Source organism: Rhizobium sp. 16-488-2b (genome assembly GCF_017741815.1).
GTDB lineage: Bacteria > Pseudomonadota > Alphaproteobacteria > Rhizobiales > Rhizobiaceae > Rhizobium.
In genome coordinates, this window is sequence record NZ_JAGHMF010000017.1 from 180,096 (window position 1) to 205,401 (window position 25,306).

Below are 25,306 nucleotides of genomic sequence, written 5' to 3' on the forward strand. Positions count from 1 at the left end.
GCAGACGTAAGATACGCGAAGATACGCGGCATCCGCGCTCCTTGCTGTTGACGATTGACGGACGCGGACCACGTCAATTCGCGCGCCAAGGTCGACGATCGGCGATGTCTCGCTTGGCACCGAAAAGCCCCTCGCCCCTCCTCGATCCGATAGATGTTACGTGATGCTACGGGCGTCTCCGACCACGCAGGTCTATTGTTTTTGCGTATTCCCCGCACCCGCTGAGGTCGACCATTCGTTGTCGAAAGGCAAAAACCGTGTTCCTCGACTATTTCGCACTGGGCGTTCTGTTCTTCGTCGTGATCACGCTGTTCTACGCGGTGATCGCGATCCACGACATCCCGCACCTGATGGCAAAGGCCAGAAACCATCCGCATCAGGATGCGATCCACGTCGCCGGCTGGGTCAGCCTGTTCACGCTGCACGCCATCTGGCCGTTCCTGTTCATCTGGGCAACGATCTACCGCGAGGATCGCGGCTGGGGCATCCGCAGCGATGGGAAACTGTCGCCGGCGCAGGAGGCCAACGCTGAAATCGCACGCCTGCATGCGCGCATCGCGGAACTCGAAGGCCAGTCGGAAGGCCAGACATCGGAGAAGGAGAACGCCTGATGGACCTGCTTCTCATATTGACCTACGCGGCGCTCTGCTACGCGATCTTCAAGATCTTCCGCATCCCGGTGAACCAGTGGACGCTGGCGACATCGGTCCTCGGCGGCATCTTCCTGATCGGGACGCTGTTGCTGTTGATGAGCTACAATCATCCCTACACCAGCGACGCCCGCATCTACTTCACCTCCGCGCCCGTCATCCCGACGGTCGGCGGCCAGGTGGTCGAGGTGCCGGTAACGCCCAATGCGCCGTTGAAGAAGGGCGACGTCCTCTTCCGCATCGATCCGCGCCCCTATCAGTTCACGGTCGACCAGAAGACGGCGGCACTCGCCGAGGCCAAGCAGACGGTGCTGCAATTGAAAGCGGCACTCGACGCCGCCAATGCGGCCGTCACCGGCGCCGAAGCCTCCAGGGACCGCTCGCTGCAGGCCTTCGAGAAATTCCAGGCCTCCAACGAAAACGCCAAGTCGAGCGGTCGTGGCGCCGTCTACTCCGAACTCGAAGTCGAAAACCGCAGGGGCCTCTATCTGACGGCCGAGGCCGCGGTCGATACCGCCCGCGCCCAGGCCACGCAGGCAAAACTGGCTTATGAATCGGAAATCAACGGCACCAACCCCACCGTTGCCCGCCTACAGGCCGAACTTGCCAACGCTGAATACGAGCTCGATCAGACGACGGTCCGCGCCCCCAGCGACGGCTACGTCACCCAGGTGTTCCTGCGCCCTGGCATGATGGCGAACCCGCTGCCGCTGCGCCCGGTCATGGTCTTCATCGACAGCCAGGACCAGATGCTGGGCGCCGCCTTCATCCAGAACTCGCTGCAACGCGTCAATGTCGGCGACGATGCCGAGGTGGCCTTCAAGGCGGTTCCCGGCAAGATCTTCAAGGCCCGCGTGCAGGGGATCATCGACGTGATGGCGCAAGGCCAGCTGCAGCCCTCCGGCGCGCTGATCGACCCGCAATCGCCCGAACGCGCCGCCCCCGGCCAGACGATCGCCAGCATCGAGCTCCTCGAGAGCACCGAGGGCTACCAGCTTCCCGGCGGTGTCGTCGCCGAGGTCGCCGTCTACACCCACCACTGGCACCACGTCGCGGTTCTGAGAAAGGTGCTGCTGCGGATGAGCAGCTGGATGAACTACGTCTTCCTGGAACACTGAGGGGAGAAGGCCGGTCCCGCTCTTGCGGGTGGGGCCGGCACCAATACGGGAATAGCGATGACGAAGTAATAAGGAGCCCGCGGTGATAGGCAGTCTTCCGATGTTGCGAGGCCTGAGCGGTTTCAGCAGGGATTGGCTGAAGAGCGATATCCCGGCCGGGCTGTCGATTGCGGCCGTCGGCCTGCCGAGCGCCATCGCCTATCCCGCCATTGCCGGCCTGCCGCCGGAAACGGGCATCTACGCCAGCATCGTCGCGCCGATCGCCTATGCGATCTTCGGACCCTCGCGGCTCCTCGTCGTCGGCCCGGATGCGGCCACCATGACAGTGCTTGCGGCGGCCATGGGCACGATCGTCGCCGCCTACCCCGCCGGCACGCCGGTCGATCGGGTCGCCATCGCGGCAGCACTCGCGCTCGGTGTCGGCATTTGCTGCATCGCCGCCAAGCTGCTGCGTCTCGGCGTTCTCGCAAGCTTCCTCTCGCGCCCAATCCTCGTCGGCTTCTTCGCCGGCGTGTCGCTGTCGATCCTCGTCGGCCAGATCGGCCGCTTCACCGGCGTGAAGATCGAGTCCGACGGGCTCGTCCCGCCGCTCGTCGAGATCGCCGGCAAGAGCGGCCTGATCCACTGGCCCTCGCTACTCCTCGGCCTTGCGATGTTCGCGCTGCTGTGGCTCGTCCGGGCCTTCCAATTGAAGATCCCGGGCCCGGTGCTGGTCGTCGTCCTCTCGGTGGTGCTTTCGGCCATCTTCGATTTTCAGGGGCGCGGCATCGCCGTCGTCGGCGACATCCCGAGCGGCCTGCCAAGCTTCTCACTGCCCGCGCTCCACCAGATGCCACTCGACAAGATCATACTCGGCTCCGCCGCGATCTTTCTGGTGAGCTTCGGCGCGGGCATCGTGGCGGCCCGCAGCTTCGGCTCGCGCACCGGCGAAGAGGTCGATGCGAACCAGGAGCTGATAGGCCTCGGCGCGGCCAACATCGCGCCGGGGCTGTTCGGCTCGTTTCCGATCAGCGTTTCGGATTCCCGCACGGCAATCAACCTGTCGACCGGCGGCGTCTCGCAGGCGGCCGGCCTCGTCTCGGCGGCAACGCTGATCGCGGCCCTCGTCTTCCTGCACAGCGCGCTGCGCATCCTGCCCATTCCGGCGCTGGCCGCGATCCTCGCCATGGCGGCGATCAGCCTCATCGACGTCCACGAACTGCGCAAGATCTGGCGCATCAGCCGCATGGAGTTCATCTTCGCGCTGATCGCCATGTGGGGCGCCATCAGCTTCGGCGTCCTCAACGGCGTCATCGTCGCGGTCGCCGCAACACTGGTCTATCTGCTGCGCCAGACGATGTTTCCGCGTGACGGCCTGCTCGGCCGCATCGAAGGTCGGCACGGCTTCTTCGACCTTGCTCGCCACCCGGAAGCACGCGCGGTCGACGGCGCCGCCGTCTTCGCCGTCCAGGGCAGCATCCTCTTCTACAACGCCGACTACATCAGAAACCGCCTGACTTCAGTGGCGCGCAACCTGCCCGCCGAGACCCGATGCCTTGTGCTCGATGCCAGCGCGATCACCCATATCGACAGCACGGGCGCCACCGCGCTCGAGGCCGTGGCCGAGATCCTCGCCAAGCGAAACATCACCTTCGCGATCGCCGATCTCAGCGAGGAGAGCCGCGGCATTCTGAGCCGCGCCGGCGTCATCAGGACGATCGGCCCGGACAACATCTTCAACGGCAGGGAAGAAGCACTGCGCGCGCTGATCGGAAATTACGACCAGACAGGCGGGACATCGGCAGGCACGACATCGGCAGGCAGCACGGTTTAAGAGCACGGAGGGAGAACCATGGACGAGATACTGGAAACCAAGGGCCACGACCCGGAGCCATCGGCAAAGTCCAACGGCAAGGACAAGAAGAAAAAGAAGGCGTGGGATTACGACAAGCAGATCGCCCGCCTGCAGGTGGAGCTTGCGCATCTCCAGGCGTGGGTCAAGAAATCCGGCGCCCGGGTGGTCATCGTCTTCGAAGGCCGCGACGCCGCCGGCAAGGGCGGCATGATCAAGCGGATCACCGAGAAGGTGAGCCCGCGCGTCTTCCGCGTCATCGCGCTGCCCGCCCCCACCGAACGCGAGAAATCGCAGATCTACATGCAGCGCTACATCAACTACCTGCCGGCCGCAGGCGAAGTCGTGATCTTCGACCGCAGCTGGTACAACCGCGCCGGCGTCGACCGCGTCATGGGGTTCTGCAGCGAGAAGAAGGTGCAGCGTTTCCTCGAGCTCGCGCCGCGTTTCGAGGCGGCGATCGTCGAGAGTGGCGTGACGCTTTTGAAATACTTCCTGACGGTCAGCGAGGAGGAGCAGGAGCGTCGCTTCCGGCGCCGCATCGACGATCCGGTCCGGCAGTGGAAGCTGAGCCCAATGGACGTCGAGTCCTACCAGCGCTGGTGGGACTATACCCGCGCCTATGACGAGATGCTCCGGATGACCGACAGCAATCACGCTCCATGGTGGATCGTCCCCTCGGACGACAAGAAGCGCGCCCGGATCAACTGCATCTCGCACATTCTGCAATCCATCCCCTACGAGCGGATCAAGTTCGAGGAGCCTGATCTCGGCAAGCGCCAGAAGCGGCCGTCGGACTTCATCGAGGACGGCAGCGTCCGCCACGTCGTGCCTGACACGACGCAGTAACCAGACGCGCAAGGGGGCTCGCGGCGCGGGTTATGACGATGGACCAGACGAACGACGTGGGCATGGCGGCGAAGGACGCCGGACAGATCTCGATCGAGGCACGGGTCAGCGACCTTGTGCGCCTTGGGATCATCGGCCTCTTCGCCTACTGGACGGTGCTTCTCATCGCGCCGTTCGCGCTGATCGTCGTCTGGTCGGCCATCCTTGCCGTCGCGCTCTACCCGATGTTCAACGCACTCTCGCGGCTGATCGGCAACCGGCCGGTGATCGCCGCGACGGTCATCGTCGTCGCCTGTCTCGTGCTGATCATCGCGCCCGTGGCGCTCGTGGCGGTCAACTTCGCCGACGCGGTGGAAGGGCTGGTCGGCAAGCTACAGGCGGAGAGCTTCGCGCTGCCGGCAGCACCCGAGAGCATTCGCGCATGGCCGGTCATCGGCGAACGCCTTTATGCCGGCTGGAACAAGGTCGCCGGCGATCTCGCCTCCAACATCATCGAGTATCAAAAGCCGATCCTGCATGTGATGGGTATCGTCGTCGCCAAGCTCGCCTCGATCAGCGGCGGCGTGCTGAGCTTCGTCGCCTCCGTCATCCTCTCCGGCTTCTTCCTCACGCAGTCGACGCGGCTGGCCGAAACCATTCAGGTCCTGGCGAGCCGCATCGCCGGCGACCGGGGCGTCGGCTTCGCCAAGCTTGCGGGAACGACGGTCAGGAATGTCTCGCGCGGCGTCATCGGCGTCGCCTTCCTGCAGACGCTGATGTGCGGCCTGTGCTTCGCTTTCTTCGACCTGCCCGCGCGGGGCGCACTGACCTTCATCATCTTCATGCTTTGCGTGATGCAGCTGGGTCCGGGGCTGGTCCTCGTGCCGGCGATCATCTGGGGCTGGCTCTCATGGCCGACATCGGTCGCCCTGGCGCTCACCGTCGTGGCGGTGCCGATCATGCTTGTTGACAACGTCCTGAAGCCGATCCTGATGGCCAAAGGTCTCTCGACGCCGATGCTGGTGATCCTGATCGGGGTTATCGGCGGCACGCTATCCTATGGACTGTTGGGCCTGTTTCTCGGCCCGATCGTGCTCAGCGTGTTCTACGAGTTGCTGCGCGCCTGGGCCTGGCCGCCGCGTGAAAGCACGGAAGCAAAGCCGCTTATACCGGTTGATTGAGACGAGACAAAAGAAGGCTGAACGGCCTCACCCCTGAGATCTGAGCCCGCCGGAGCAATAGAGGATAACCTCCTGCTCGATCTCATGACAAAGTTCGGAATACTCCGCGATCAGACTTTCCTGCAGCGGCTTCTCGCTGCGAAACCGGTCGAGGGCGTCGGCGGCGAGTGCGTAGGATTCGAACATGTCACCGAGCGCTTCCGTGGGCACGCCTGCCAGAACATGCCGGATATCCGGCAGTCTGAGCATCAGCCTCCTCCGTCCGCGCTCCCGGTTCATGGCTTACCTCCGCATTCTCTACTCCTTGTACGAATCCCTGAGGGTGTCGGATTGTTCCGCGATGCAACAAATATCGCTTTTTATCGACAAGCAACCATGATGAGGCGGGTGGGCGGCCGAATTACTCCGGCAGCGCGGTCTGCCGGAAGAAGGTGACGATGGCCTCGTCGGGCACACCGAACCATGTCGTGAACAGGTCCACGAAATCGGCCGAGGCATAGGTCTGGCTGAGCGCGCGATCGACAGCAAGCCGGAAATCTTCGTCACCGCGCGTGAGTTCCAGCCCCAGCGGCTCATAGGTGAAATGCCGTCTGAGCACCACGAGATTGCCGGCATTGTCGCTGCGGGCGGCCGCATCCATCAGGAGCGGCATGTCGCCGAAGAGTGCTGCCGAACTGCCGTCGACAACGCGTTCGATACCGATCGCGTAGCTTTCCACCGGCACCGATGTCGCCGCCAGCTGGAAGGTCTTGATCCGGTCAGCCAGCCAGCGCTCGCTGGTCGTGCCCGCGATCGACGAGAAGGTCTTGTGCTCAAGGATGGTGCGAGCGGGAGAGCCGCGCCAGATCGGCCGGCTGGTGGGCTGCCCATAGGCCAGCACCTCGGTCAACGCCAAAGGCGCGCTCTTGCTCAAAACCACGCCCGTGCCGCTCGGAAAGATCGGCAGCGAGAAGGACACTTCGGCGCGACGCGTGAGCGTGATCGGCTCGGCGCCGCAGACGAGATCGACCGTCCCGTCCTTTATCGCCGGCTCCCGCCCCTTGTCCGTCAGCGGCACCCATTCGACATTCAGCTGCGGCAGGTTCAGCGCCGTCTTCAGGCTGTCGGCGATCTTGCCGCACAGCGCGACCGCGTAGCCGCCTGGTGCCGCCTGCTCGGTCTTAAAGGAGAACGGCCGGGCGTCCGGCTCATAGCCGAGCTTCAGCGAACTGCTCGTCTTGATGCGATCGAGCGTCTGCGCTTCGGCGACCGACAACGCCATGGAGGCGGCCGCGCCGGCGAGGATCGACGCGGTCAGCAATGTCTTCAAACGCTTTTTCTGTTGCATGACGTATCCTCCCCGGAACTATTCTGCCGCCGCGACACGGTTCAGGCCGCTGGCAAAGCGCGGCGCGATCCGGCCGTAGATGATGAAGCTGATACCCGTGACCAGCATGCCGCCAAGCACCGCGTCCTTGCCCGAGGCATAGATCGCGAACACACTGTAGAGCATGCCGAGCGTGGCGATGATGGAGTTGAGCCGGTACTTCGCTGGCGGCACACCCGCCTTCTTCATCATCACGAAGAGGGCCGAAAGCGCCACGATATAGGGCAGCACGTTGGTGACGACCGCGAGGTTGACGAGCGCGGAAAACTGCTCGTTGAGCGTCGGCGAGATCGTCATCAGGGCAAGGCCCGTCTGCACGATGCCGAGGATGATCATGCCCTGGACCGGAGCGCCCATCTGGTTCACCCGCGAGAAGATCGCCGGGAACATCCGCTCCTGCGCCGCCGTGCGCGCCGTCTGCGCGATGGTGAATTGCCAGCCGAGCAGCGACCCGACGCAGGCAAGCACCGCGAGCGCCATGATGATCGAGCCGATCGTCGGATTGAACATGGTCGCATAGGCAAGCGCGAAGGGACCAGTCGACGCCGCGAGATCGGCGTTCGGGACGATGCCCTGTATCACAGTCGTCGACAGGATGTAGATGACGGCGGCCCCAAGCGTGCCGAACATGCAGGCGAGCGGCACGTCGCGCTTCGGATTTTCGACGGCATCGGAGTTCTGCGCCGCGGACTCCATGCCGAGGAACGCCCAGAGCGTCAGCGAGATGCTGGATCCCATCCCCTGCGCCAGCGTCAGCCCCTTCGGGTTCCAGGCAGCGCCGAACGTGCTCGAACTGAACCAGAACCATCCGATGATCGAGAGCAGACCGACCGGGATGATGACGCCCCACACGGTGATCGATCCGATCCGCCCGGTGATGCGCGGGCCGCCGAAATTGGCGGCCGTGGTGATCCACAGGAGAGCGATCAGCGCGACACAGGTCATGACGGGCGTCGAGGTCAGCACCGGAAAGAAGCCGGCGAGATAGCCCACCGCCGAGATGCCGATCGCGACATTGCCAATCGCCAGCGACAGGAAATAGAGGAAGAAGACGAGGAAGTAGCCGTCCTTGCCGTAGGCATCCTCGGCATAGGCAGACATGCCGCCGGGCCGCTGGTTGAACAGCCCGGCCTGCGCGAAACCGTAGGCGATCGCCATCGAGCCGAGCGCCGTGACGATCCAGGAGAGCAGCGAGATGGCGCCGACCTGCGCCATGTTCGCCGGCAGCATGATGATCCCCGACCCCATCATGTTGACGGCGACGATGAAGGTCAGCTGCATCAGGTTCATCTTCTTCTTGGCCGTGGTATCGGCCGCAGCATGCATTGTGTGATCGGTCATGATGACACTCTCCCCTCGCCCTACTCGCGCACGACATATGTGTGGAACTTGATGCGCCCATCGATCCGTTCCTGGAACACACCCTGGACCTCGTAGTTGAAGCCCGGGAAGCGGTTGAAGGACTCCTCGAAGGCCAGGAAATAATCGCGCATCGGCCGCGCCCTGTTGTCCCAGCGCTCTCCGGGCACGATCACGCCGATGCCGGGCGGATAGATCAGCGCCAGCGTCGCCGAAATGCGCCCGGCGGCTTCCGACAGCGGCACGTAATCGACATTGTTGGCGACCAGCGCCTCGTAAGCCTGCTTCGACGAGATCGCCGGCTCCGGAAAGCTCTCGGATCGGAAACACAGACGCTGCAATTCCTTGACGCCGGCGGAGCGATAGAAGCTGTGCATCTCCTTGCAGACCTGCCGCACCGTGTAGCCCTGATAACGCTCGCGATTGGCGGCGAAGACCGTCGGCAACACATCCTGCAGCGGCGCGTCGCGATCCCACAGGTTCTTGAACTTCACCAGCTTGGCGACCAGCGTGTTGAGCTTGCTCTCGTCTTCGGCCGGCGTCAGCAGGAAGAGCAGGCTGTTCAGATCGCACTTCTCCGGCACGACGCGTTGCTCGCGCAGATAGTTGGCAACGACGGTCGCCGGGATGCCGAACTCGCGATACTCGCCCGTCTTCCGGTCGATACCCGGCGTCAGTAGCGTCAGCTTGTTGGGATCGACCATGGTGTAGCCGGGCGCGTAGCCGGCATAGCCATGCCACGTCGCCTCGGGATCGAACCGCCAGCACTGCTGCTCGCGCTTCAAGACATCCGTCGGCACGTCCTCCCACCTTATGCCCGCGAGATCGCCGGTATGTTTGGACCCCGTGACGGAGATCTTGTCCGGCACGAAAGGATCGAAGAACCATTGCTCCTCGGCGCTCGTCGCCTTGCTCTCGTAGTGCTGAACGAAACCGCGCAGCTTCTTGCGCACCTCGATCCCGAGACCGATGCAGCGGTCCCAGAGCATCTCGCCGGCCTTGCCCTCATGCACCTTCGCATTGACGTCGAGCGAGGCGAACAGCGGATAGAAGGGCGATGTCGAGACGTGCATCAGCAGCGATTCATTGAAACGCTTGTGCTCGATGAAGCGGCGCTGGTCGCTGATATGTTCGTCGCGCTTGTGGATCTGCGACGCCTGCGAAAAGCCCGCCCCCTGCTTGTGCACCGACTGCGTCGAGAATAGGCCGGGCATGTCGGGCTTGAGGTCCTTGAGCCGCATCGGGCTATGGCCCTCGAACAGCGGATGGAACGCGTTATAGCCGATCCAGGCTTCGTCCCAGAGCACGTAGTCGCAGAGATGGCCGATCTTCTCCATGACCTGGCGCACATTATAAATCGTGCCGTCATAGGTGGCGAGCTGGATGCAGGCGAGCCGGAAGGGGCGCTCCGCATTGGCCCGGCTCTTGTCCGCGAGAAGCGGATGGGCCGCGATCTGCTGGCGCAGCCAGCCCTCGTCCCACGCCGCCCAGTCGACGGCGCCGATCATGCCGAAGGAATTGCGCGCCGTCGGCAGATAGATCGGTATCGCCCCCGCCTGCACCAGCGCGCCCTGGTGCAGCGACTTGTGATTGTTGCGATCGAACAGCACGAGATCGCCGGCGCGCAGCACCGCGTTGGTCACCACCTTGTTGGAGGTGCTGGTCCCGTTCAGGATGAAATAGGTGCGATCCGCCCCGAATATCCGCGCCGCCTGCTTCTGCGCCTCGACGGCGGGGCCTTCGTGGATCAGGAGATCACCGAGGTCGACATCGGCGTTGCACAGATCGTTGCGGAAGATGCTCTCGCCGAAATACTTGAAGAACAGCTGCCCGGCCGGCGATTTGCGATAAAACTGCCCGCCCTGGTGGCCGGGGCAATCGAAGGCGATATTCGCCTCGCCATCATAGGCCATCATGCCGCCGAAGAACGGCGGCAGCAGCGACTTGCCGTAGTTGATCAGGCTGGAAACGATCTGCTTGGCGTAGAAGGCCGGCGTCTGCTGGCCGAGGTAGACGAAGCCATCCACCTCGCCCGCCATCTCCACGACGTCCATGTCCGAGATGCTGAGCGTATCCGCCATCGCCCAGACCGGCGTGCGGAAACCCGCCTCGCGCAGCGAGCGGAGGAAGCCGCGCGCATAGGGAAGCAGGCCGCCTTCCACGGAGCCGATATAGGCGCCCACCGACGCGTCTTCCGAAACGTCGGCCGTATAGTCATCGCGGAGTTCGACCTCGAAATTGTCGGCGGCGAGCTGCGCCAGCAACTCCTGCACTTGGCGGTTGTCGCGATCAACGACGGCGACGATCTTCAGCATCTTGTTGAACGGTATCGCAACCGTCGGGGACTTCACGTCGCGCGGGATCATTGGACCGCTCCCTCCGCCACGCAATCGACGAGGTAGCGGCGGCCGTTGCTACCGGCCTCGAAGCGCAGGCCGTGGATATCGGTCTCAAAGCCCGGGAACTTGCGGTCGAAGTCGCGCGCGTAAAGCAGGTAATCCTGAATGGATTTCGTCGTTTCGGTGATCCGCTCGCCAGGCATGATCAGCGGAATACCCGGCGGATAGGGAACGATCATCACCGCCAGGATGCGGTTCATCAGCTTGTCGATCTCGACGCTCTCGATCCGACCCTTGACGAGATGGTCGTAGGCATCGGCCGGCCGCAGCGCCATCTCGGGCAGCACCGTATACATCTCGCGCTGCGCCTTCGGCACATCGTCCTTGCGGTAGATGGCGTGGATCTGCTCGCAGAGATCGCGCAGGCCCATATTGCCGTAAGCCTCGGGATGGGCGGCGGCGAGCGCCGGCAGCGCCCGCGTCAATGGCGCGTTGCTGTCGTAGAGATCCTTGAAATTGATGAGCTCGGTAACGAGCGTGCTCCACTTGCCGCGCGTGATCCCCATCGAGAAGAGCACGAGGAAGGAGTAGAGCCCGGTCTTCTCGATCTCGATGCGGCGCGAAGAGAGAAACTTGGTGATAACAGCCGCCGGTATCCCGTGCTCCTGCATCGTCCCATCCGCCGAAAGCCCCGGCGACAGGATGGTGACCTTGATCGGATCGACCATCACATGGTTTTCGGCAAGCCCGGTAAAGCCGTGCCAGGCATCGCCCGGCTTCAGCACCCACTCCGCATGCGTATCGCTCGGCGTCTCCTCGGCGATCGTGGGCTCCCACACGTCGAACCACCAGCTTTGCCCCATCTGACCGCGCACCGCGTTCATCGCCCGGCGGAAGCTAATGGCTTCGTCGATCGTCTCCTGCACCAATGCGCGGCCGGCCGGCTGCTCCATCATCGCCGCGGCGACATCGCACGACGCGATGATGCCGTATTGCGGCGAGGTCGAGGTGTGCATCATGAAGGCTTCGTTGAAGCGCGTGACGTCGAGCTTCTTGTTTTCGGCGTGCTGGATATGGATCATCGACGCCTGCGAGAAGGCCGCGAGAAGCTTGTGCGTCGAATGCGTGGCGAAGGTGATGGCATTTTGCGAGCGCGCCGGCTGCGTCGACGAGATGCCGTGGAAGCCGTCATAGAACTCGTGAAAATTCGCGTAGGCATACCATGCCTCGTCGAAGTGCAGCACCTCGACGGAATCCTTGAGCGACACCTTGATGGCGTCGACATTGTAGCAGAGGCCGTCATAGGTGGAGTTGGTGATCACCATCAGCCGCACCTTGCCGCTCGTCTCGCCTGCAAATGGGCTGGCGGCGATCTTCTTAGCGATCGCCTCGGGCGTGAACTGATCCTTGGAGATCGGCCCGATGATGCCGAGCCCATTGCGCGAGGGAATGAGATAGATCGGCGTCGCGCCAGTCATGATCAGCGAATGCAGGATCGACTTGTGGCAGTTACGGTCGCAGAGCACGAGATCGCCGCGTCCGACCATGCCGTGCCAGATGATCTTGTTGGCGGTCGATGTGCCGCCGACGACGAACAGGGTCTCATCCGTGCCGAAGATGCGCGCCGCGTTGCGCTCTCCCTCCGCGATCGGCCCGACGTGATCCAGAAGCGACCCGACGCTGCCGACCGACACCGAGATGTCCGACCGCAACGTGTTCTCGCCGAAGAAGGTATAGAAGAGCTGCCCGACCGGGCTTTTGCGGAAGGCGACGCCGCCGCCATGGCCCGGCGTATGCCAGGAATACGCCCCCTCCAGCGTATAATCCATCAGCGCCTTGAACATCGGCGGCGGCAGTCGGTCGAGATAGTTGCGCGCCGCCTGCACGATGGCGCGCGCCATGAACTCGGCGGAATCCTCAAACAGCCGCAGGAAGGCGTTGGCGTGGCGCAGCACGCTGGCCGGCACGTCTTCGGCCGTGGTGTCGTCGCCGAACAGGAAGATCGGCAGCCGGTCGTTCTTGCGGCGCTTGGCGCTTAGAACCTCCTCCAACACCTGCCAGCGCGACGCCTTGTCCTCCGTCCCGTCGACGGAAACCAGCCAGGCCGACTCCGTGTTGAAGATATGCACCAGCCGCCGCGCATCCTCGTAGGTGACGCCGGAGACGACACGAAAACCCTCCGCCTCGATGGCGGCCGCCAGATCGCGCATCCCACGGCCGGCGGCACTCTTGCCGTCGAAATCCTCGTCGATGACTGCGATCGGAAATGACTTGTGGAATTCCATGCGCCCCTCCAGAACCCAAGTTTGGACAGCGGCTGTCATGCCGCTGCGTGCGTCTGAGATTGGGCGGATGGTACACGGGAGGTTGCGGACCGTCGTTGATTGCAGTCAACGTGACGGCAAAAGCATACAGCTAAGAGAAACGATGCCTATTCGGCCCATTCGGCATCGGCGGTAAAGGCGATGGTCAGCCAGCGATTGGCCCCCTCGCCGCCGATCCGGTCTCCGATATCGTCGCGCAGAGCATCCCATTCCTCGATCGTCTTGGCGGGCAGCCCCTCGGGCACGATGAAGTAGAGCTCGACCTCGGTCGCTCTTCCGACGCGCGCGACATAGGCGCGGTAGGAGAGGAAGCCAAGGCGCTGAACGGTCTCCGACGCCACCTGGTCGACATGCTCCTGCAGATCGACAGGCGCGATCAGCAGCACCTCGCTGAGCGCCTTCAAGATCGTGCCGATAGGCAGCGGGATCATCACCAGGCAGACGAGGCCGAGCACCACGGGGTCGACATATCGGGCGATCCAGGCCATTGGCGTCGGCAGCACCGCAAGACCGATCACGAAGGCGACAAGCAACGCAAACGCGATACCGCCGGACATGATCCAGGCCTTGATATCGAGCGCGATGAAATCGGACTTCAGGCTGCGGTTCAACGCAATGCCGATCGACGCCATGACCACGCAGACGACAAGCGTGGCGCCGGAATAGACGATCGCGGCGCCGAAATGCAGCTCATGCCCGCCATTGATGACGCTGATGACGGCATTGATCAACGCGTAGACCGCCACCGTCATCAGCAGGCAACCGTTGAGCAAAAGCACGATGGGTTCCAGATGCCAGAAGCCCATGGTGAAGCGGTTGCGGATGCGGCCGGACTTGGCATTGTTCTCCGCCGACCGCACAATCAGGCTCGACACCCAGAGCGCGAGCCCGGTCATCGCCGCATCGGCCAGCGAATAGACGCCATCGAAGGCGATGGAAAATGAGCCCGAGATGATGCCGAAGACGATGCCGAGAGCCGCCACCACGACGGTCGCCACGATCGATATGGTCAAAAAGCGCTGCTCGTTCCGCATCACCGTCTCCGCTGGCTTCCATCTCATTTTAGCGCGTTCACACAAATGGTGAAGGCTTCAGGCGTGGCGGCGTACTACGCATTGATCCGGATTGCGAGCCTTGCGGATTGGGAAGAGGATGCCCGTGGCCGCATAAACCGGGACGCTGTCCCGGGCCGTCCGACGGCTATCGTCCACAGCGGTGAACCGATCTTCGGGAGGGATTTCATGACGACCTCGCAGAACGGCAAAAGCCTCGGGCTCGCCGCCTGTACCGCCATCGTCGTCGGCAACATGGTCGGTTCCGGCTTCTATCTGTCGCCGGCCGCCGTCGCGCCCTATGGCAATCTGGCGATCCTGGTGTGGATGATCATGGGCGCCGGCGCGATCTGCCTTGGCCTCACCTTCGCGCGGCTTGCCGGCATGGTGCCGGCCGTTGGTGGCCCTTATGCCTATACGCGGCTTGCCTATGGCGATTTCGCCGGCTTTCTCATCGCCTGGGGCTACTGGATCTCGATCTGGTCGTCGCTTCCCGTCATCGCCATCGCCTTTACCGGCGTGATGATCGATCTCTTCCCTGCCCTCGGCAATCGCATCGCCGCGACCATTCTGACGCTCGGCGTCATCTGGACGATCGTGCTCGTCAACCTGCGCGGCGTCCACGCGGCCGGGCTCTTCGCGCAGGTGACGACCTACGCCAAGCTCATCCCATTCGGCGCCGTCGCCATCATCGGTCTCCTCTATATAGACACCTCGCATTTCGCCGAATTCAACCCGAGCGGCCAGCCGCTGCTGCAATCCTTCGCGGCCCTGGCGCCGCTCACCATGTTTGCCTATCTGGGTCTGGAATCGGCCACCGTTCCCGCTGGCGATGTCCGAGACGCGCGCCGAACAATCCCCCGTTCGACCGTGCTCGGTATCTCCATCGCCGCGGCTCTTTATGTTCTCGGCACCGTCGTCGTGATGGGCGTCGTGCCGCGCCCGCAACTCATCCACTCCGTCGCCCCCTTCTCGGAAGCGGCGGGGCTGATGTGGGGGCGTGGCGGCGAATTGGCGATCTCGATCGCGGTAGTGATCTCCTCGATCGGCGCGCTGAACGGCTGGACGCTGCTGATGGGCCAGGTGCCGATGGCCGCCGCTCGCGACGGCCTGTTTCCGCCGCTCTTCGCCCGCCTCTCCAGCCGCGGCGTTCCCGCCATCGGCATGGTCGTCTCGGCCACCTTCGCGACGCTGCTCGTCCTCGTCCAAGCGGTCGGATCGGACAGTTTCGCGGCGGTCTACCGGCTGATGGTCGGGCTGAGCACGATGACAGCCGTCGTCCCCTACGCCTTCTGCGCGCTCGCCGGTACCCTTGTCGCCTCGCGGCTGAGCAACGGGCAGAAGACGCCCCGCGTCACCCTCATCGAATTGATCGCCTTCCTCTTCGCCATGTTCACGCTCTATGGCTCGGGCGCCGAGCCGGTACTCTACGGCATGGTGCTCCTGATGCTCGGCATCCCCGTCTATGTCTGGCAAAGGCGAAACGGCGAGGTCGCGCGCACGCAAGGCGTCGAAACGCAAAACGGGGCGCCGATACGCCCCGCTGCCTCGCTATAATCCTCGTGCTGCTTCCGGTCCGCCCATTCAGCCGTGCCAGCTGAGCCCACCGAAGCGGCCATCGATGATCGTGCCGAGCTCGCCCCGCACCATGCCTGCAATATCCGCAAGCGCCCCGATCGCCGCCGCCTTGCCCGTCGTCTCGGCGAAGTGGCATGCGGCATCGACCTTCGGCCCCATGGACCCGGCCGGAAAATCGAACTGCTTCATGTCGCCGGGGCGGGCCTTGTGGATCGCCTTTTGCGACGGCTTGCCCCAGTCGAGACAGACGGCCGGCGCGTCGGTTGCCATGATCAGCAGATCGGCGCCGATCTCGCGCGCCAGCAGTTCCGAGCAGAGGTCCTTGTCGATGACCGCCTCGACGCCAGCAAGATGACGCTCCTTGCCCTTCTGGTACATGGTCGGTATCCCGCCGCCGCCGGCGCAGATAACGATGGTGCGCTGCTCGAGCAGCCAGCGCACCGGCCGGATTTCGAAGATGCGCTTGGGAAGCGGCGAAGCGACGACCCGGCGCCACTTGTCGCCATCCTGCTTGAACACCCAGTTCTTCTCCGAGCGGATGCGATCGGCATCCGCCTTCTCGTAGACCGGGCCGACGAACTTGGTGGGGTTCGTAAAACCAGGATCGTCGGCATCGACCTCGACCATGGTGAGCAGCGTCGCCAGCGGCTGCTCGAAGGGCAGCACGTTGCCGAGTTCCTGCTCCAGCATGTAGCCGATCATCCCCTCGGTTTCAGCGCCGAGCACGTCGAGCGGATAGGCCTCATCAGGCTTGTAGGCGGCGCCCTGCAGCGCAAGCAAGCCGACCTGCGGCCCGTTGCCATGGGTGATGATCAGCTGATGCTCGGCGGCCAGCGGCGCGATCGCCTCCGCCGCCACCCGCGTATTGCGTCTCTGGACATCAGCGGTCATCGCTTCCCCGCGCCGGAGAAGAGCGTTGCCGCCAAGCGCGATGACGATCCGCATCCTAGTCTCCCAATGTCGCGACAAGCAGCGCCTTGATCGTGTGCAGCCGGTTTTCCGCCTGCTCGAAGGCCACATTGGCCTCGGATTCGAACACTTCGCCGGTGACCTCCAGGCCGTTGCTCATGCCGTAATCCTCGGCGATCTGCTTGCCCAGTGTCGTCTCCGTGTCGTGGAAGGCCGGCAGGCAGTGCATGAACTTGGTCTGCGGATTGCCGCTCGCCTTCATCAGCGCTTCGTTGACCTGATAGGGCGTCAACAGCTTGATGCGCTCGCGCCAGACGTCCTTCGGCTCGCCCATCGACACCCAGACGTCGGTGTGGATGAAATCGACGCCCTTCACCGCCTCCTTGGGATCGTCGGTGATCAGAAGCCGCGCGCCGGATCGCTCCTGCAATTCCCTGGCGATCTTGATGTATTCCTCGGCCGGCCAAAGCGATTTCGGCCCGCATATCCGGACGTCCATGCCCATAAGGCAGCCGACGATCAGCAGCGAATGGCCCATGTTCGAGCGCGTGTCGCCGATATAGGCGTATTTGATATCGGCGATCGGCTTGTCGGCATGCTCGCGCATGGTCATGACGTCGGCGATCATCTGCGTCGGATGATACTCGTCCGTCAGGCCGTTGTAGACGGGCACGCCGGCATAGCGCGCCAGCGTCTCCACCCCGTGCTGCGCCGAACCGCGATATTCGATCGCATCATACATGCGGCCAAGCACGCGCGCCGTGTCCTTGAAGGATTCCTTGTGGCCGATCTGCGAGCCGGAGGGATCGAGATAGGTGACGTTCGCCCCCTGGTCCGAGCAGGCGACTTCGAAGGCGCACCGGGTGCGCGTCGAGGTCTTTTCGAAGATCAGGCAGATCTCCTTGCCCTTCAGGTGCTGCTGCTCGGTGCGGGCATACTTGGCCCGCTTCAGATCGCGCGCGAGATCGAGGAGGTAGCGGAATTCTCGCGGCGTATAATCCTGCACGGTCAGAAGCGAACGGTTGCGCAGATTGAAGCTCATGGTCTTGCTCCGTAGGGCTGTTTCAGGATGTCTGCTGTCAATAGGCGGGGTCGCGCCGGATCGGGCATGTCATGCAATGCCCGCCGCCACGACCGCGGCCGAGTTCGGAACCGCGAACGGTGATGACCTCGATGCCCGCCTTGCGAAGAAGCGTGTTGGTGTAGGTGTTGCGGTCGTAACCGACCACGACGCCCGGCTCCAAGGCGACGACGTTGTTGCCGTCGTCCCATTGCTCGCGCTCGGCCTGGTAGGCGTTGCCGCCTGTTTCCACGACCCTGAGCTTGCCGACACCGAGCGCCTTGGCGACGATATCGAGCATCGGCTCCGTCTCCGGATGAATGTCGAAATTGCCGTCGTCATCCGTCTGCACCATGCTGTAGCAGCGGATCTGATCGACGACTTCGGCAAAGAGCGTCACCACGTCGCGGTCGCAGAAGCTGAAGACCGTGTCGAGGTGCATGGCTGCCCGGCTCTTCGGCATCAGGCAGCCGATGACCCTGGTAACCGCCTTGTTCTTGAACAGGGCGCGCGCGACCTGGCCGACCGCCTGATAGGTAGTGCGCTCGCCCATGCCGATCAGCACGGTTCCATTGCCGATCGGCATGACGTCGCCGCCCTCGATCGAGGCGTTGGCGAAATCCTCGTCGCTGTCGCCCCACCAGATCTTAAAATCGCCGTCGCGGAACGTCGGATGAAACTTGTAGACCGCGCGCTGGATCAGCGTCTCGGGCTGCCGCGCCGGCCAGAACATCGGATTGCAGGTCACGCCATTATAGATCCAGCAGGAGGGATCGCGCTGGAACAGCGTGTTCGGGATGGGCGGAATGACGAACTCGGTCTCCGACAGCGCGCTCAGCATCAGCGTCTTCGCCTTCACGTCGGGCAGGTCGGAAATGGCGATGCCGCCGATCATGAAGGCCGCGAGCTGTGTCGCCGGCATCTCGTCGAGCCAGGGCCGCACCGCCTCGGCGATCTGCGAGCCGAGCACATTCGGCGTAATACGGCGATCGAGCACGAAGTCGCGCGCCGGCTTGTCGACCAGCGTCTGCGCCAGCATGTCGTGCAGCTCGAGAACCTCGACGCCGCGCTCCTGCATCTTCAGCACGAAGTCGTAGTGATCCTTCTGCGCCTCGTGAACCCAGAGCACGTCATCGAAGAGAAGATCGTGGCAATTGCCCGGCGTCAGCCGCTGGTGGGCGAGCGACGGTCGGCAGACCATCACCGTTCTGAGCTTCCCGACTTCCGAATGAACCCCAAAACCGCGCATCGCGCTCTCCTCCAAGCTGCCTGGGATAGCGATCGCCCTGCTACCCACGGATGAGATGAGCCTAACGGGACGGGTTCGGCCGTGTCATTGATCGCAAGCAATGCGCGGAGCGGTATTGCTGGTCAGCGGGCAATCGCGAAAGCCGCGGTCATTCCACGTAGAAGACCAGATTGCCGTTGCGCGCCCGCGTGACCCACTCGATATCGTCGGGCGTCAGCTTCTTCGCCTTTAGCTGTTCGACCAGCCACTTGTTGGATCGCGCAGCCGCCCTGACGGCCTTGACTTCATCCGGCTTGCCCGGCTGATGCAGCGCGCCGGTTTCGATCGCCGTCGCATAGCTGACGACCGAAAACCGCTTGCCATGATAGTTTTTGACCGCATCGGGCAGGTTTTCGGCCCAGTTCATGCGCCGATATTCTTTGCGATCCTGCTGCGCACCGACAGGTGCCGCCATGACGGCGACGATCGCAATTCCTGTCGCAAGGACCAGCTTTCTCATCGTAGGGCTCCATCGACAACTGGGGGCGAGAATTGGGGAAAGTCCCGCAATGATAGGCCGTCCTGGGATAACCGGCATTGAGCCGGATCAACGCATCGCGGCGCTTGGTGCGCCGGACATCAATGTTTTCAATGTGTCGGCTACCACAGATGTTACGCGATGCTACGCCTGAAGAGCGCAGTGTAGTGGTAATATACAGTCAGTGAGAGGGTGGATCGGGGAACCGCGCTCTCGCGCTTTCGTTGCATTTGAGGGAGAGTTTACTCGATGGCGAATGACCTGACCGTGCACCTTGTCGACGACCAGGAGATACCGCGGCGATCCTTGACGTTCCTGCTGATATCCTCGGGCTTCGCGGTTCGCGCCTATGAGAGCGCCTCGGCGTTTCTGGATCAGTTACCCGTCTCCGGCCGGGCATGCCTCGTCAAGGTCACGCGCATGTCCTGTGCCGACGGGCTTCAATTACTGGAGCGGCTGAACGCGCTCAACGCGAACATCCCCACAATCCTCGTCGGCGGCGATGGAGACGTGGAAACGGCCGTGCAGGCGATGAAGGCGGGTGCGGCCGATTTCATCAAGAAGCCATTCGAGGACCAGGCGCTGATCTCGGCGATCAACCAGGCAACATTGCGCCGGACGCCCCCCTCGCCCGCGCCTGTCGACACCGAGGTGGTCGCCAACCGGCTGCGGCAACTGACCGATCGGGAACATCAGGTTCTGGCCGCCGTTCTGGACGGCCTGCAGAACAAGATGATCGCCTTCAACCTCGGCATCAGCGCGCGCACGGTCGAAGTTCATCGCGCCAACGTCATGGCGAAAATGGAGGCCCGCAACCTGGCCGAACTCTTGCGCATGGTCCTGACCTCGGGCGGGATGCAACAGTCTCCCGCGACGCGCGCACCTGCTTTGCCAGCCGTTCCAGTCAGGCTACTTTAAGCTGCGTTCGACAAAGTCATTGAAACCACACATGGTTATGGGATATGCTCCATTAGTAACGACTGAATAGAATTGCGTGATCGTGTCGGAGGGGCATCATGAGTAGCGCAAAAGTCGAGTTTTCGGGCGAACCAGGACCTAAACCGGAAGACATCCTCCAGCAACTCGAGCGTGTACTCGCCAGCGACGAGTTTCACTCGCCCGAGCGTGGCCGGAAGTTCCTTCGCTTCGTGGTCACGGAGACCCTGGACGGACGCGCCCAGTTCCTCAAGGCCTTCACCATCGCCAATGAGATCTTTGGCCGGCAGAGCACCTTCGACGCCCAGAACGACCCTGTCGTCAGGATAGAGGCCGGCCGGATTCGGCGCGGCCTCGAGCGCTACTATCTCGTCGCCGGGCAAGATGATCCGATCGTGATCACCATACCCAAGGGCGGCTACGTCCCGCATTTCGATTATGCCGAACCATCGCATTCATCCGCCGATCCGGCGCCTCGTTCCGAGCCTGCGACGGCACGCGCACCGGCCCATCGCAAGACGCGAGATACCAGATCGTTCGCCGCGCTGGCGGTTGGCGCCACACTCCTGATCGCCGCGACAGCTGGTTACTTTCTGCTGCCGGCGGACTTGCTGAACGGCCGGACCAGCACCCAACCATCCCCCGTCGCCGATACGTCCAGCCCGATGATCGTCGTCGAGAACTTCCAGTCGGATACGGAAGAGGGAGCCACCGCCGATATCGCCCAGGGGTTGCGAGACGAAATCATCGGCCAGCTCGCAACATTCAACGACATTGTCGTCATCGCCGATCCCTCGCGCGCCAACAATGGAACCATGCGCGGCTTTGCGCTACAGGGCAGCGTGCAGCGCGATGGCGACAAGTTGCGCTCGATCTCGCGGCTGATCCGGCGCTCGGATGCGGCTGTCATCTGGGCGAATAACTACGACGCCGATCTCGGTGCCAAGAGCGTCCTGCAGATTCAAGCCGACATCGGGCAGGATATCGCTGTGTCCGTCGCCCAGCCCTACGGTGCGATCTTCGTCACCGATACCGACAAAATCGCCGCGCCGTCGATGAAGGAGATGGGCGGCGTCTATGATTGTACGCTGGCCTACTACAGCTATCGCAGGGGGATGGATGCAAAAAGCCACGCCACCGCCCGCGATTGCCTTCTCCACGCGACAGAGCGCTTCCCGAACAATGCAACCTCATGGGCGCTGCTCTCGCTCGTCTATCTCGATGAGATCCGGTTTCGCTACAAACTCGGTCTGCAGCCGGCACCCGACACCATGACGCTGGCGACGAAGGCAGCCGAGCGCGCGACGGCCATTGCTCCCGACAATACCCGTGCGCTGCAGGCGGCGATGCTCGTCAGCTTCTTCACCAACGATATCGACAAGGCGCTGAAACTCGGCGCCGCCGCCTATGCCGCCAACGCCAACGATACCGAAGTCGCCGGCGAATACGGGCTGCGGCTCGCTATGTCCGGCAAGTGGCAATCCGGCTGCGAACTCGTCTCCCGCGCCGTCAACAAGAATGCCGGCCCGAAGGGATATTACGAAGTGGGCATGGCGCTTTGCGCATATATGCGGGGTGACCTGCAGGCCGCCGAGCTTTGGTCGCGTATGTCTGACCTGGAATACAACCCGATGCACCGCCTGGTTCTGCTCTCCATCCTTGGAGCGGAAGGCAAGACCGAAGAAGCCGCGCAACTGCGAGACTGGCTGAACGCCCACGCGCCAGAGATGATGAAGAACGTCCGCGATGAACTGTCTCGACGCCTGCAGCGCCCGGAAGATCTGGAGCGCATGCTGACCGGTCTGCGAGCGGTGGGCGTCGGCAACGAGATGGCCGGCCTCAACTCCGAACGCGAGAAATGAAAGGGCCGGCTCCCGACGCCGGCTTCCGACGAGACCGTGCTAACGCGGGTGCGACGCATCCTTGATTTCACTCACCGCGGCGATGTCCTTGACGACCCGGGTCCCGATCGCGTCCTGGAGATCGAAGACGTTCTGCCCCGTCGTGTCGTGATCGAAACGCTTGGCCCATAGCACGCGTCCGTCGGCGCTGCGGATCAACCGCAGCTGCACATGCAGCGCATCGCCCTCGAAGGTGACATTGCCCTGCAACGCGAATAGCGCGCTCCCCGTTGTGGCTGCGGCGGGCGAACTGGCGGGCGTCAAGACCACCACGCCATCCAGTTTCGTCAACTGCGAGATGATCTGGTCGTTGAGCCCCCTGGCGATCTCCGCCCCGCCGGATGGAGCGCCGAGGACAGCAAGCGGCTCGACGATGACACGCGCGCCGCCTGCCTGATCCTGCGCTGCCGCCGGTCGGTCGGGCGCCGGCGTCAGATACTCCTCAAGCGGACGGACAAGCGCCAGCATGGCAAGCGCCGCAAAGATGAAGGGAATGCCGACCGGGACCAGCAGATCGCGATAACCGAGCCTGCGCCCGTTCCGCCGGGGTTGCTCCGCGCCGCTGATCTCATCGGAGCGCGTGGCAGCCTCGCTCACCGCGCCCTCGGCCACCGCCCGCCGCTCGAAGCGCGGCGCGTAGTGTCCTTTTGGAATGGTGATATGCACCGGATCGCCGCCTCCGCAAACGAGGTAGTAGCGCTCCAGCGCCCGCCGGATGCGGCCGGCCTCGATCCTGACAACCGGGTCGCTCTGGGCGTCGAAATCAGCGCCGCGACCGAAAACCGCCTGCGCGATATTATAGGCCGTCAGCTGCTCGCTTCGGCCGTCGAGCGCCTCTTCGACGACATAGCGAAAAAAACGGCGGCCGCGTTCGGGCGCCTGAAACTCGCGGCTTCTCGAGATCCGCTCGAGCTGGTCGATGATCTCGGCACGGTCCTGTTCGGCGTCGCGGTTCTCGCCGTCGCTCGATGCCATCGATCCCTCCTGCGGAAAGACCCGGTCGTTCTGTGGGGCTGGGGTTTTGCCCCCTGGGCGTTATACACCGCGAGCGCGAGGAGAGCTTCCGTAGCACTACGTAAGGGGAATTTCGAATGTGCCGCACCGCCCGTTTTGCCTATTCTATGGGGAATGGAGGGAGATACGATGTTGCATGTTCACGATCTGCGACAGGAGCCTATCCAAGTCCCCACGCGCCCGCGCACCTTCGAGCCTGCCGACCAGACGATCAGGCTGAAACAGGACCAGATCGTCTATAGCGAAGGGCAAAAGGTGCTCGCCTTCTACCAGGTGGAGGCCGGCGCGATCAGGATCTACCGGCTGATGCCAGATGGGCACCGGCACATACTGTCATTTTGCGCCAAGGGCGATTGGTTCGGCCTCGAACAGGGCGACTGCCGCGCAGACTTCGCCGAGGCCGTCTGCGAAGCAAGGATCCGCCCTTTTGCGACGACAGCAAACAGCACCGCCACGGGCAGCCTGCTCAACATCGCGCTCGCCAATCTGGCAAAGGCGCAGGCGCGGCAGCTGGCGATGATCGAGCAGAGCGCCCTCAAGCGCGTCGCCGTCTTCATCGAGGAGATGGCCGAACGCCACCCCGGTGAGAGCGAATTCGACCTGATGATGTGCCGCAGCGACGTCGCCGACTATCTCGGCCTGACCATCGAAACCGTGGCCCGCTCCTTCACCAAGCTGCGCGAGAGGCACATCATCCGCCTCAAGGGCAAGCTGCAGCGACGCGTGCAACTGATGGACAGGGAAGCGCTCGCAGCGCTCACACTCTAGGCTTGGTGAACGCGCAACGACAAATCGCAAACGATATCGGACCGGAAAAACAGGAGATCTCGATGACAGATGTTGCGCTTCGACATTCCGCCAGACGCCTCGTGCCGGCTTTGCCGCTAGCCGTCGCCACGATCGCCCTGCCCTACCTCGCCGGCACAGCCACGGCTTACGCCGCCGATGATCCCTTGAAGAGCTTCCCAATCGTCATCCACTGCCAGCAGAAGGATACGACCCATATCTTCTACCTCTCCAGAGTCACCGACGCTGGTCTCGCAACCTACGTCGCCTCCGATCGCATCGCCGGCACCATCTCGCTCGACGGCCAGGCCAAGGCCGTCGTCGGCGGCGAAGGCGGCGGCAATTGCGTCGGCAAGACGCTCGCGGATCTCAGAGCCGCCCATCAGGCCTATGATTTGAAGCCGCAGTGAGACCGGCTCTGTGACACCAGCCAAGTGACAAGAGCCACGTGATGTCGGCCAAGCGATTCAAGCCACAGGCTTCCGCGCCGCTCAAGCCGTCGCGTCGCGACCAGTGCCGCGTCCACGATGCGCTCCGCCCTACCCGCGTACTGCACCGCCCCCGCACCCCGCCGCCAACAACCCGGCTTCGGCAATCTCGTTGCGGCCTTGCCCTATCGGGGCCGTCAGCGTTAGTGTCAGCCGGCCATCGCAGCGATCCTTGCGCCATGAAAGGCCTCTCAGGAGTATCGCGCCGATGGGCATGAGGCTTGCGAGGAGACGCCGATGGACGCCCCGACAATCGTCATCGACTATGCCGGGATCATCCAGACCTCGCTGGCGCCGGTCTTTCTGCTCGCGGGCACTGCCGCCTTCGTCGGCATCTACGCCACCCGCCTCGGGCGCGTCTCAGATCGGCTGAACGAGGTTGTCGAGAAGAATGAGCCTGACGACAAGCGAGAGCGGCAACTGATATACTTGCGCCGGCGCACGCTGGTGCTTGAAATCGCCGTCATCCTCGGCGTCATCGCCGGCATCTGCACCTGCTGCGCGATCCTCAATCTGCTATCCGGCGCGCTTGCCATCCGCATCCGGCCGCTGAACCTCGTCTGGTTCTTCGGCAGCGCCATCGTCGCCCTCATGCTCTCGCTGCTGGCCTTCCTGATGGAGCTGCTCTCAGCCGGCCGTAGCATCCTGCTGCAGATCCGCGACAACCGGCCTCCGAAGGTGGGTCGGTAAGTCTGTCGTATTGTGTTTTGGGAAAGGAATATTGGTTGCGTTGTCAGGCTTAGACCCTGCGGCCTTCAGGTTATGGTCCGCAGGACGAGGAGCTACCATCGCCAGGGAAGATGAAGTCTTCCCGCCAGCG

22 protein-coding genes are annotated in these 25,306 nt (G+C 63.3%); 11 read left to right on the forward strand and 11 right to left on the reverse strand.

The annotated features are described in order from the left end of the window. The first annotated feature begins 257 nt into the window (after positions 1-257). From J5286_RS17250 to J5286_RS17270, 5 genes are all read left to right on the forward strand, one after another. Positions 258-611: a DUF3302 domain-containing protein gene (locus J5286_RS17250; protein ID WP_047514037.1), complete on the forward strand. Its 354-nt coding sequence runs from the start codon at positions 258-260 to the stop codon at positions 609-611. After that, positions 611-1,768: an HlyD family secretion protein gene (locus J5286_RS17255; protein ID WP_209191432.1), complete on the forward strand. Its 1,158-nt coding sequence runs from the start codon at positions 611-613 to the stop codon at positions 1,766-1,768. The genes J5286_RS17250 and J5286_RS17255 overlap by 1 nt, the downstream gene beginning before the upstream one ends. Positions 1,769-1,850: 82 nt before the next feature. Next, positions 1,851-3,581, forward strand: coding sequence for a SulP family inorganic anion transporter (locus tag J5286_RS17260; RefSeq protein WP_209191433.1), 1,731 nt, complete (start codon positions 1,851-1,853; stop codon positions 3,579-3,581). Positions 3,582-3,599: 18 nt separating this feature from the next. Next, entirely contained in the window at positions 3,600-4,448 is an 849-nt protein-coding gene (gene ppk2, locus J5286_RS17265) for a polyphosphate kinase 2 (protein WP_047514045.1), read from the forward strand. A 38-nt stretch (positions 4,449-4,486) separates the two neighbouring features. Beyond that, positions 4,487-5,608, forward strand: a complete 1,122-nt coding sequence (locus tag J5286_RS17270) for an AI-2E family transporter (RefSeq protein ID WP_209191434.1) — start codon at positions 4,487-4,489, stop codon at positions 5,606-5,608. Between the two features lie 27 nt (positions 5,609-5,635). Here J5286_RS17270 and J5286_RS17275 read toward each other — a convergent pair whose 3' ends face one another. The 6 genes from J5286_RS17275 to J5286_RS17300 all read right to left on the reverse strand — a co-directional run bounded on the left by J5286_RS17275 (position 5,636) and on the right by J5286_RS17300 (position 14,030). Beyond that, complete coding sequence (locus J5286_RS17275) at positions 5,636-5,887, reverse strand: hypothetical protein (RefSeq protein ID WP_209191435.1); 252 nt, start codon at positions 5,885-5,887, stop codon at positions 5,636-5,638. Positions 5,888-6,008: 121 nt separating this feature from the next. Continuing rightward, entirely contained in the window at positions 6,009-6,935 is a 927-nt protein-coding gene (locus J5286_RS17280; RefSeq protein WP_209191436.1) for an amino acid ABC transporter substrate-binding protein, read from the reverse strand. A gap of 18 nt (positions 6,936-6,953) precedes the next feature. Next, positions 6,954-8,315 (reverse strand): putrescine-ornithine antiporter, encoded by a 1,362-nt coding sequence (gene potE / locus J5286_RS17285; RefSeq protein ID WP_112945282.1) that lies wholly within the window; start codon positions 8,313-8,315, stop codon positions 6,954-6,956. 20 nt (positions 8,316-8,335) lie between these two features. Continuing rightward, positions 8,336-10,699 (reverse strand): ornithine decarboxylase, encoded by a 2,364-nt coding sequence (speC, locus tag J5286_RS17290; RefSeq protein WP_209191437.1) that lies wholly within the window; start codon positions 10,697-10,699, stop codon positions 8,336-8,338. Next, positions 10,696-12,957 carry an arginine/lysine/ornithine decarboxylase gene (locus J5286_RS17295; protein ID WP_112950932.1) on the reverse strand — a complete coding sequence of 754 codons (2,262 nt, stop codon included), beginning with the start codon at positions 12,955-12,957 and terminating at the stop codon, positions 10,696-10,698. Before J5286_RS17295 ends, speC begins: the two co-directional genes overlap by 4 nt. Positions 12,958-13,103: 146 nt before the next feature. Continuing rightward, positions 13,104-14,030, reverse strand: coding sequence for a cation diffusion facilitator family transporter (locus J5286_RS17300; RefSeq protein WP_209191438.1), 927 nt, complete (start codon positions 14,028-14,030; stop codon positions 13,104-13,106). A 207-nt stretch (positions 14,031-14,237) separates the two neighbouring features. Between J5286_RS17300 and J5286_RS17305 the strand changes: the two genes are divergently transcribed. Continuing rightward, positions 14,238-15,605, forward strand: a complete 1,368-nt coding sequence (locus J5286_RS17305; RefSeq protein WP_245206189.1) for an amino acid permease — start codon at positions 14,238-14,240, stop codon at positions 15,603-15,605. A 27-nt stretch (positions 15,606-15,632) separates the two neighbouring features. Here the strand turns inward: J5286_RS17305 and arcC are convergent, their stop codons facing one another. From arcC to J5286_RS17325, 4 genes are all read right to left on the reverse strand, one after another. Continuing rightward, positions 15,633-16,571 carry a carbamate kinase gene (gene arcC / locus J5286_RS17310; protein ID WP_209191439.1) on the reverse strand — a complete coding sequence of 313 codons (939 nt, stop codon included), beginning with the start codon at positions 16,569-16,571 and terminating at the stop codon, positions 15,633-15,635. A 1-nt stretch (position 16,572) separates the two neighbouring features. Continuing rightward, on the reverse strand, positions 16,573-17,577 hold the full coding sequence (locus J5286_RS17315) for an ornithine carbamoyltransferase (protein WP_018896899.1): 1,005 nt from the start codon (positions 17,575-17,577) through the stop codon (positions 16,573-16,575). Positions 17,578-17,614: 37 nt separating this feature from the next. Continuing rightward, the gene (gene arcA / locus J5286_RS17320; RefSeq protein WP_209191440.1) at positions 17,615-18,844 is read right to left on the reverse strand and encodes an arginine deiminase; all 1,230 of its coding nucleotides are present in this window, start codon (positions 18,842-18,844) and stop codon (positions 17,615-17,617) included. Positions 18,845-18,992: 148 nt separating this feature from the next. Further along, entirely contained in the window at positions 18,993-19,343 is a 351-nt protein-coding gene (locus J5286_RS17325) for a hypothetical protein (RefSeq protein WP_209191441.1), read from the reverse strand. A 267-nt stretch (positions 19,344-19,610) separates the two neighbouring features. Between J5286_RS17325 and J5286_RS17330 the strand changes: the two genes are divergently transcribed. Both J5286_RS17330 and J5286_RS17335 read left to right on the forward strand, forming a co-directional pair. Continuing rightward, complete coding sequence (locus J5286_RS17330; protein WP_209191442.1) at positions 19,611-20,279, forward strand: response regulator transcription factor; 669 nt, start codon at positions 19,611-19,613, stop codon at positions 20,277-20,279. A gap of 98 nt (positions 20,280-20,377) precedes the next feature. After that, positions 20,378-22,159, forward strand: coding sequence for a hypothetical protein (locus J5286_RS17335; RefSeq protein ID WP_209191443.1), 1,782 nt, complete (start codon positions 20,378-20,380; stop codon positions 22,157-22,159). A gap of 39 nt (positions 22,160-22,198) precedes the next feature. Here J5286_RS17335 and J5286_RS17340 read toward each other — a convergent pair whose 3' ends face one another. Further along, positions 22,199-23,173, reverse strand: coding sequence for a hypothetical protein (locus J5286_RS17340; RefSeq protein WP_209191444.1), 975 nt, complete (start codon positions 23,171-23,173; stop codon positions 22,199-22,201). A 168-nt stretch (positions 23,174-23,341) separates the two neighbouring features. On the opposite strand from J5286_RS17340, the gene J5286_RS17345 reads away from it, so the two are divergent. The 3 genes from J5286_RS17345 (at position 23,342) to J5286_RS17355 (ending at position 25,176) form a co-directional block, all read left to right on the forward strand. Continuing rightward, positions 23,342-23,980 carry a helix-turn-helix domain-containing protein gene (locus tag J5286_RS17345; protein WP_209191445.1) on the forward strand — a complete coding sequence of 213 codons (639 nt, stop codon included), beginning with the start codon at positions 23,342-23,344 and terminating at the stop codon, positions 23,978-23,980. Between the two features lie 62 nt (positions 23,981-24,042). Then, on the forward strand, positions 24,043-24,408 hold the full coding sequence (locus tag J5286_RS17350) for a hypothetical protein (protein WP_209191446.1): 366 nt from the start codon (positions 24,043-24,045) through the stop codon (positions 24,406-24,408). Positions 24,409-24,723: 315 nt separating this feature from the next. Next, the gene (locus J5286_RS17355) at positions 24,724-25,176 is read left to right on the forward strand and encodes a DUF2721 domain-containing protein (RefSeq protein WP_209191447.1); all 453 of its coding nucleotides are present in this window, start codon (positions 24,724-24,726) and stop codon (positions 25,174-25,176) included. Positions 25,177-25,306: the final 130 nt, after the last annotated feature.

Excerpts from the sequence above, each read along its gene's own strand:
- J5286_RS17255 (WP_209191432.1), top strand. The coding sequence starts at position 611 with ATGGACCTGCTTCTCATATTGACCTACGCGGCGCTCTGCTACGCGATC.
- ppk2 (WP_047514045.1), top strand. The coding sequence starts at position 3,600 with ATGGACGAGATACTGGAAACCAAGGGCCACGACCCGGAGCCATCGGCA.
- J5286_RS17270 (WP_209191434.1), top strand. The coding sequence starts at position 4,487 with ATGGACCAGACGAACGACGTGGGCATGGCGGCGAAGGACGCCGGACAG.
- J5286_RS17275 (WP_209191435.1), bottom strand. The coding sequence starts at position 5,887 with ATGAACCGGGAGCGCGGACGGAGGAGGCTGATGCTCAGACTGCCGGAT.
- J5286_RS17280 (WP_209191436.1), bottom strand. The coding sequence starts at position 6,935 with ATGCAACAGAAAAAGCGTTTGAAGACATTGCTGACCGCGTCGATCCTC.
- potE (WP_112945282.1), bottom strand. The coding sequence starts at position 8,315 with ATGACCGATCACACAATGCATGCTGCGGCCGATACCACGGCCAAGAAG.
- speC (WP_209191437.1), bottom strand. The coding sequence starts at position 10,699 with ATGATCCCGCGCGACGTGAAGTCCCCGACGGTTGCGATACCGTTCAAC.
- J5286_RS17295 (WP_112950932.1), bottom strand. The coding sequence starts at position 12,957 with ATGGAATTCCACAAGTCATTTCCGATCGCAGTCATCGACGAGGATTTC.
- J5286_RS17300 (WP_209191438.1), bottom strand. The coding sequence starts at position 14,030 with ATGCGGAACGAGCAGCGCTTTTTGACCATATCGATCGTGGCGACCGTC.
- J5286_RS17305 (WP_245206189.1), top strand. The coding sequence starts at position 14,238 with ATGACGACCTCGCAGAACGGCAAAAGCCTCGGGCTCGCCGCCTGTACC.
- arcC (WP_209191439.1), bottom strand. The coding sequence starts at position 16,571 with ATGCGGATCGTCATCGCGCTTGGCGGCAACGCTCTTCTCCGGCGCGGG.
- J5286_RS17315 (WP_018896899.1), bottom strand. The coding sequence starts at position 17,577 with ATGAGCTTCAATCTGCGCAACCGTTCGCTTCTGACCGTGCAGGATTAT.
- arcA (WP_209191440.1), bottom strand. The coding sequence starts at position 18,844 with ATGCGCGGTTTTGGGGTTCATTCGGAAGTCGGGAAGCTCAGAACGGTG.
- J5286_RS17325 (WP_209191441.1), bottom strand. The coding sequence starts at position 19,343 with ATGAGAAAGCTGGTCCTTGCGACAGGAATTGCGATCGTCGCCGTCATG.
- J5286_RS17330 (WP_209191442.1), top strand. The coding sequence starts at position 19,611 with ATGGCGAATGACCTGACCGTGCACCTTGTCGACGACCAGGAGATACCG.
- J5286_RS17335 (WP_209191443.1), top strand. The coding sequence starts at position 20,378 with ATGAGTAGCGCAAAAGTCGAGTTTTCGGGCGAACCAGGACCTAAACCG.
- J5286_RS17340 (WP_209191444.1), bottom strand. The coding sequence starts at position 23,173 with ATGGCATCGAGCGACGGCGAGAACCGCGACGCCGAACAGGACCGTGCC.
- J5286_RS17345 (WP_209191445.1), top strand. The coding sequence starts at position 23,342 with ATGTTGCATGTTCACGATCTGCGACAGGAGCCTATCCAAGTCCCCACG.
- J5286_RS17350 (WP_209191446.1), top strand. The coding sequence starts at position 24,043 with ATGACAGATGTTGCGCTTCGACATTCCGCCAGACGCCTCGTGCCGGCT.
- J5286_RS17355 (WP_209191447.1), top strand. The coding sequence starts at position 24,724 with ATGGACGCCCCGACAATCGTCATCGACTATGCCGGGATCATCCAGACC.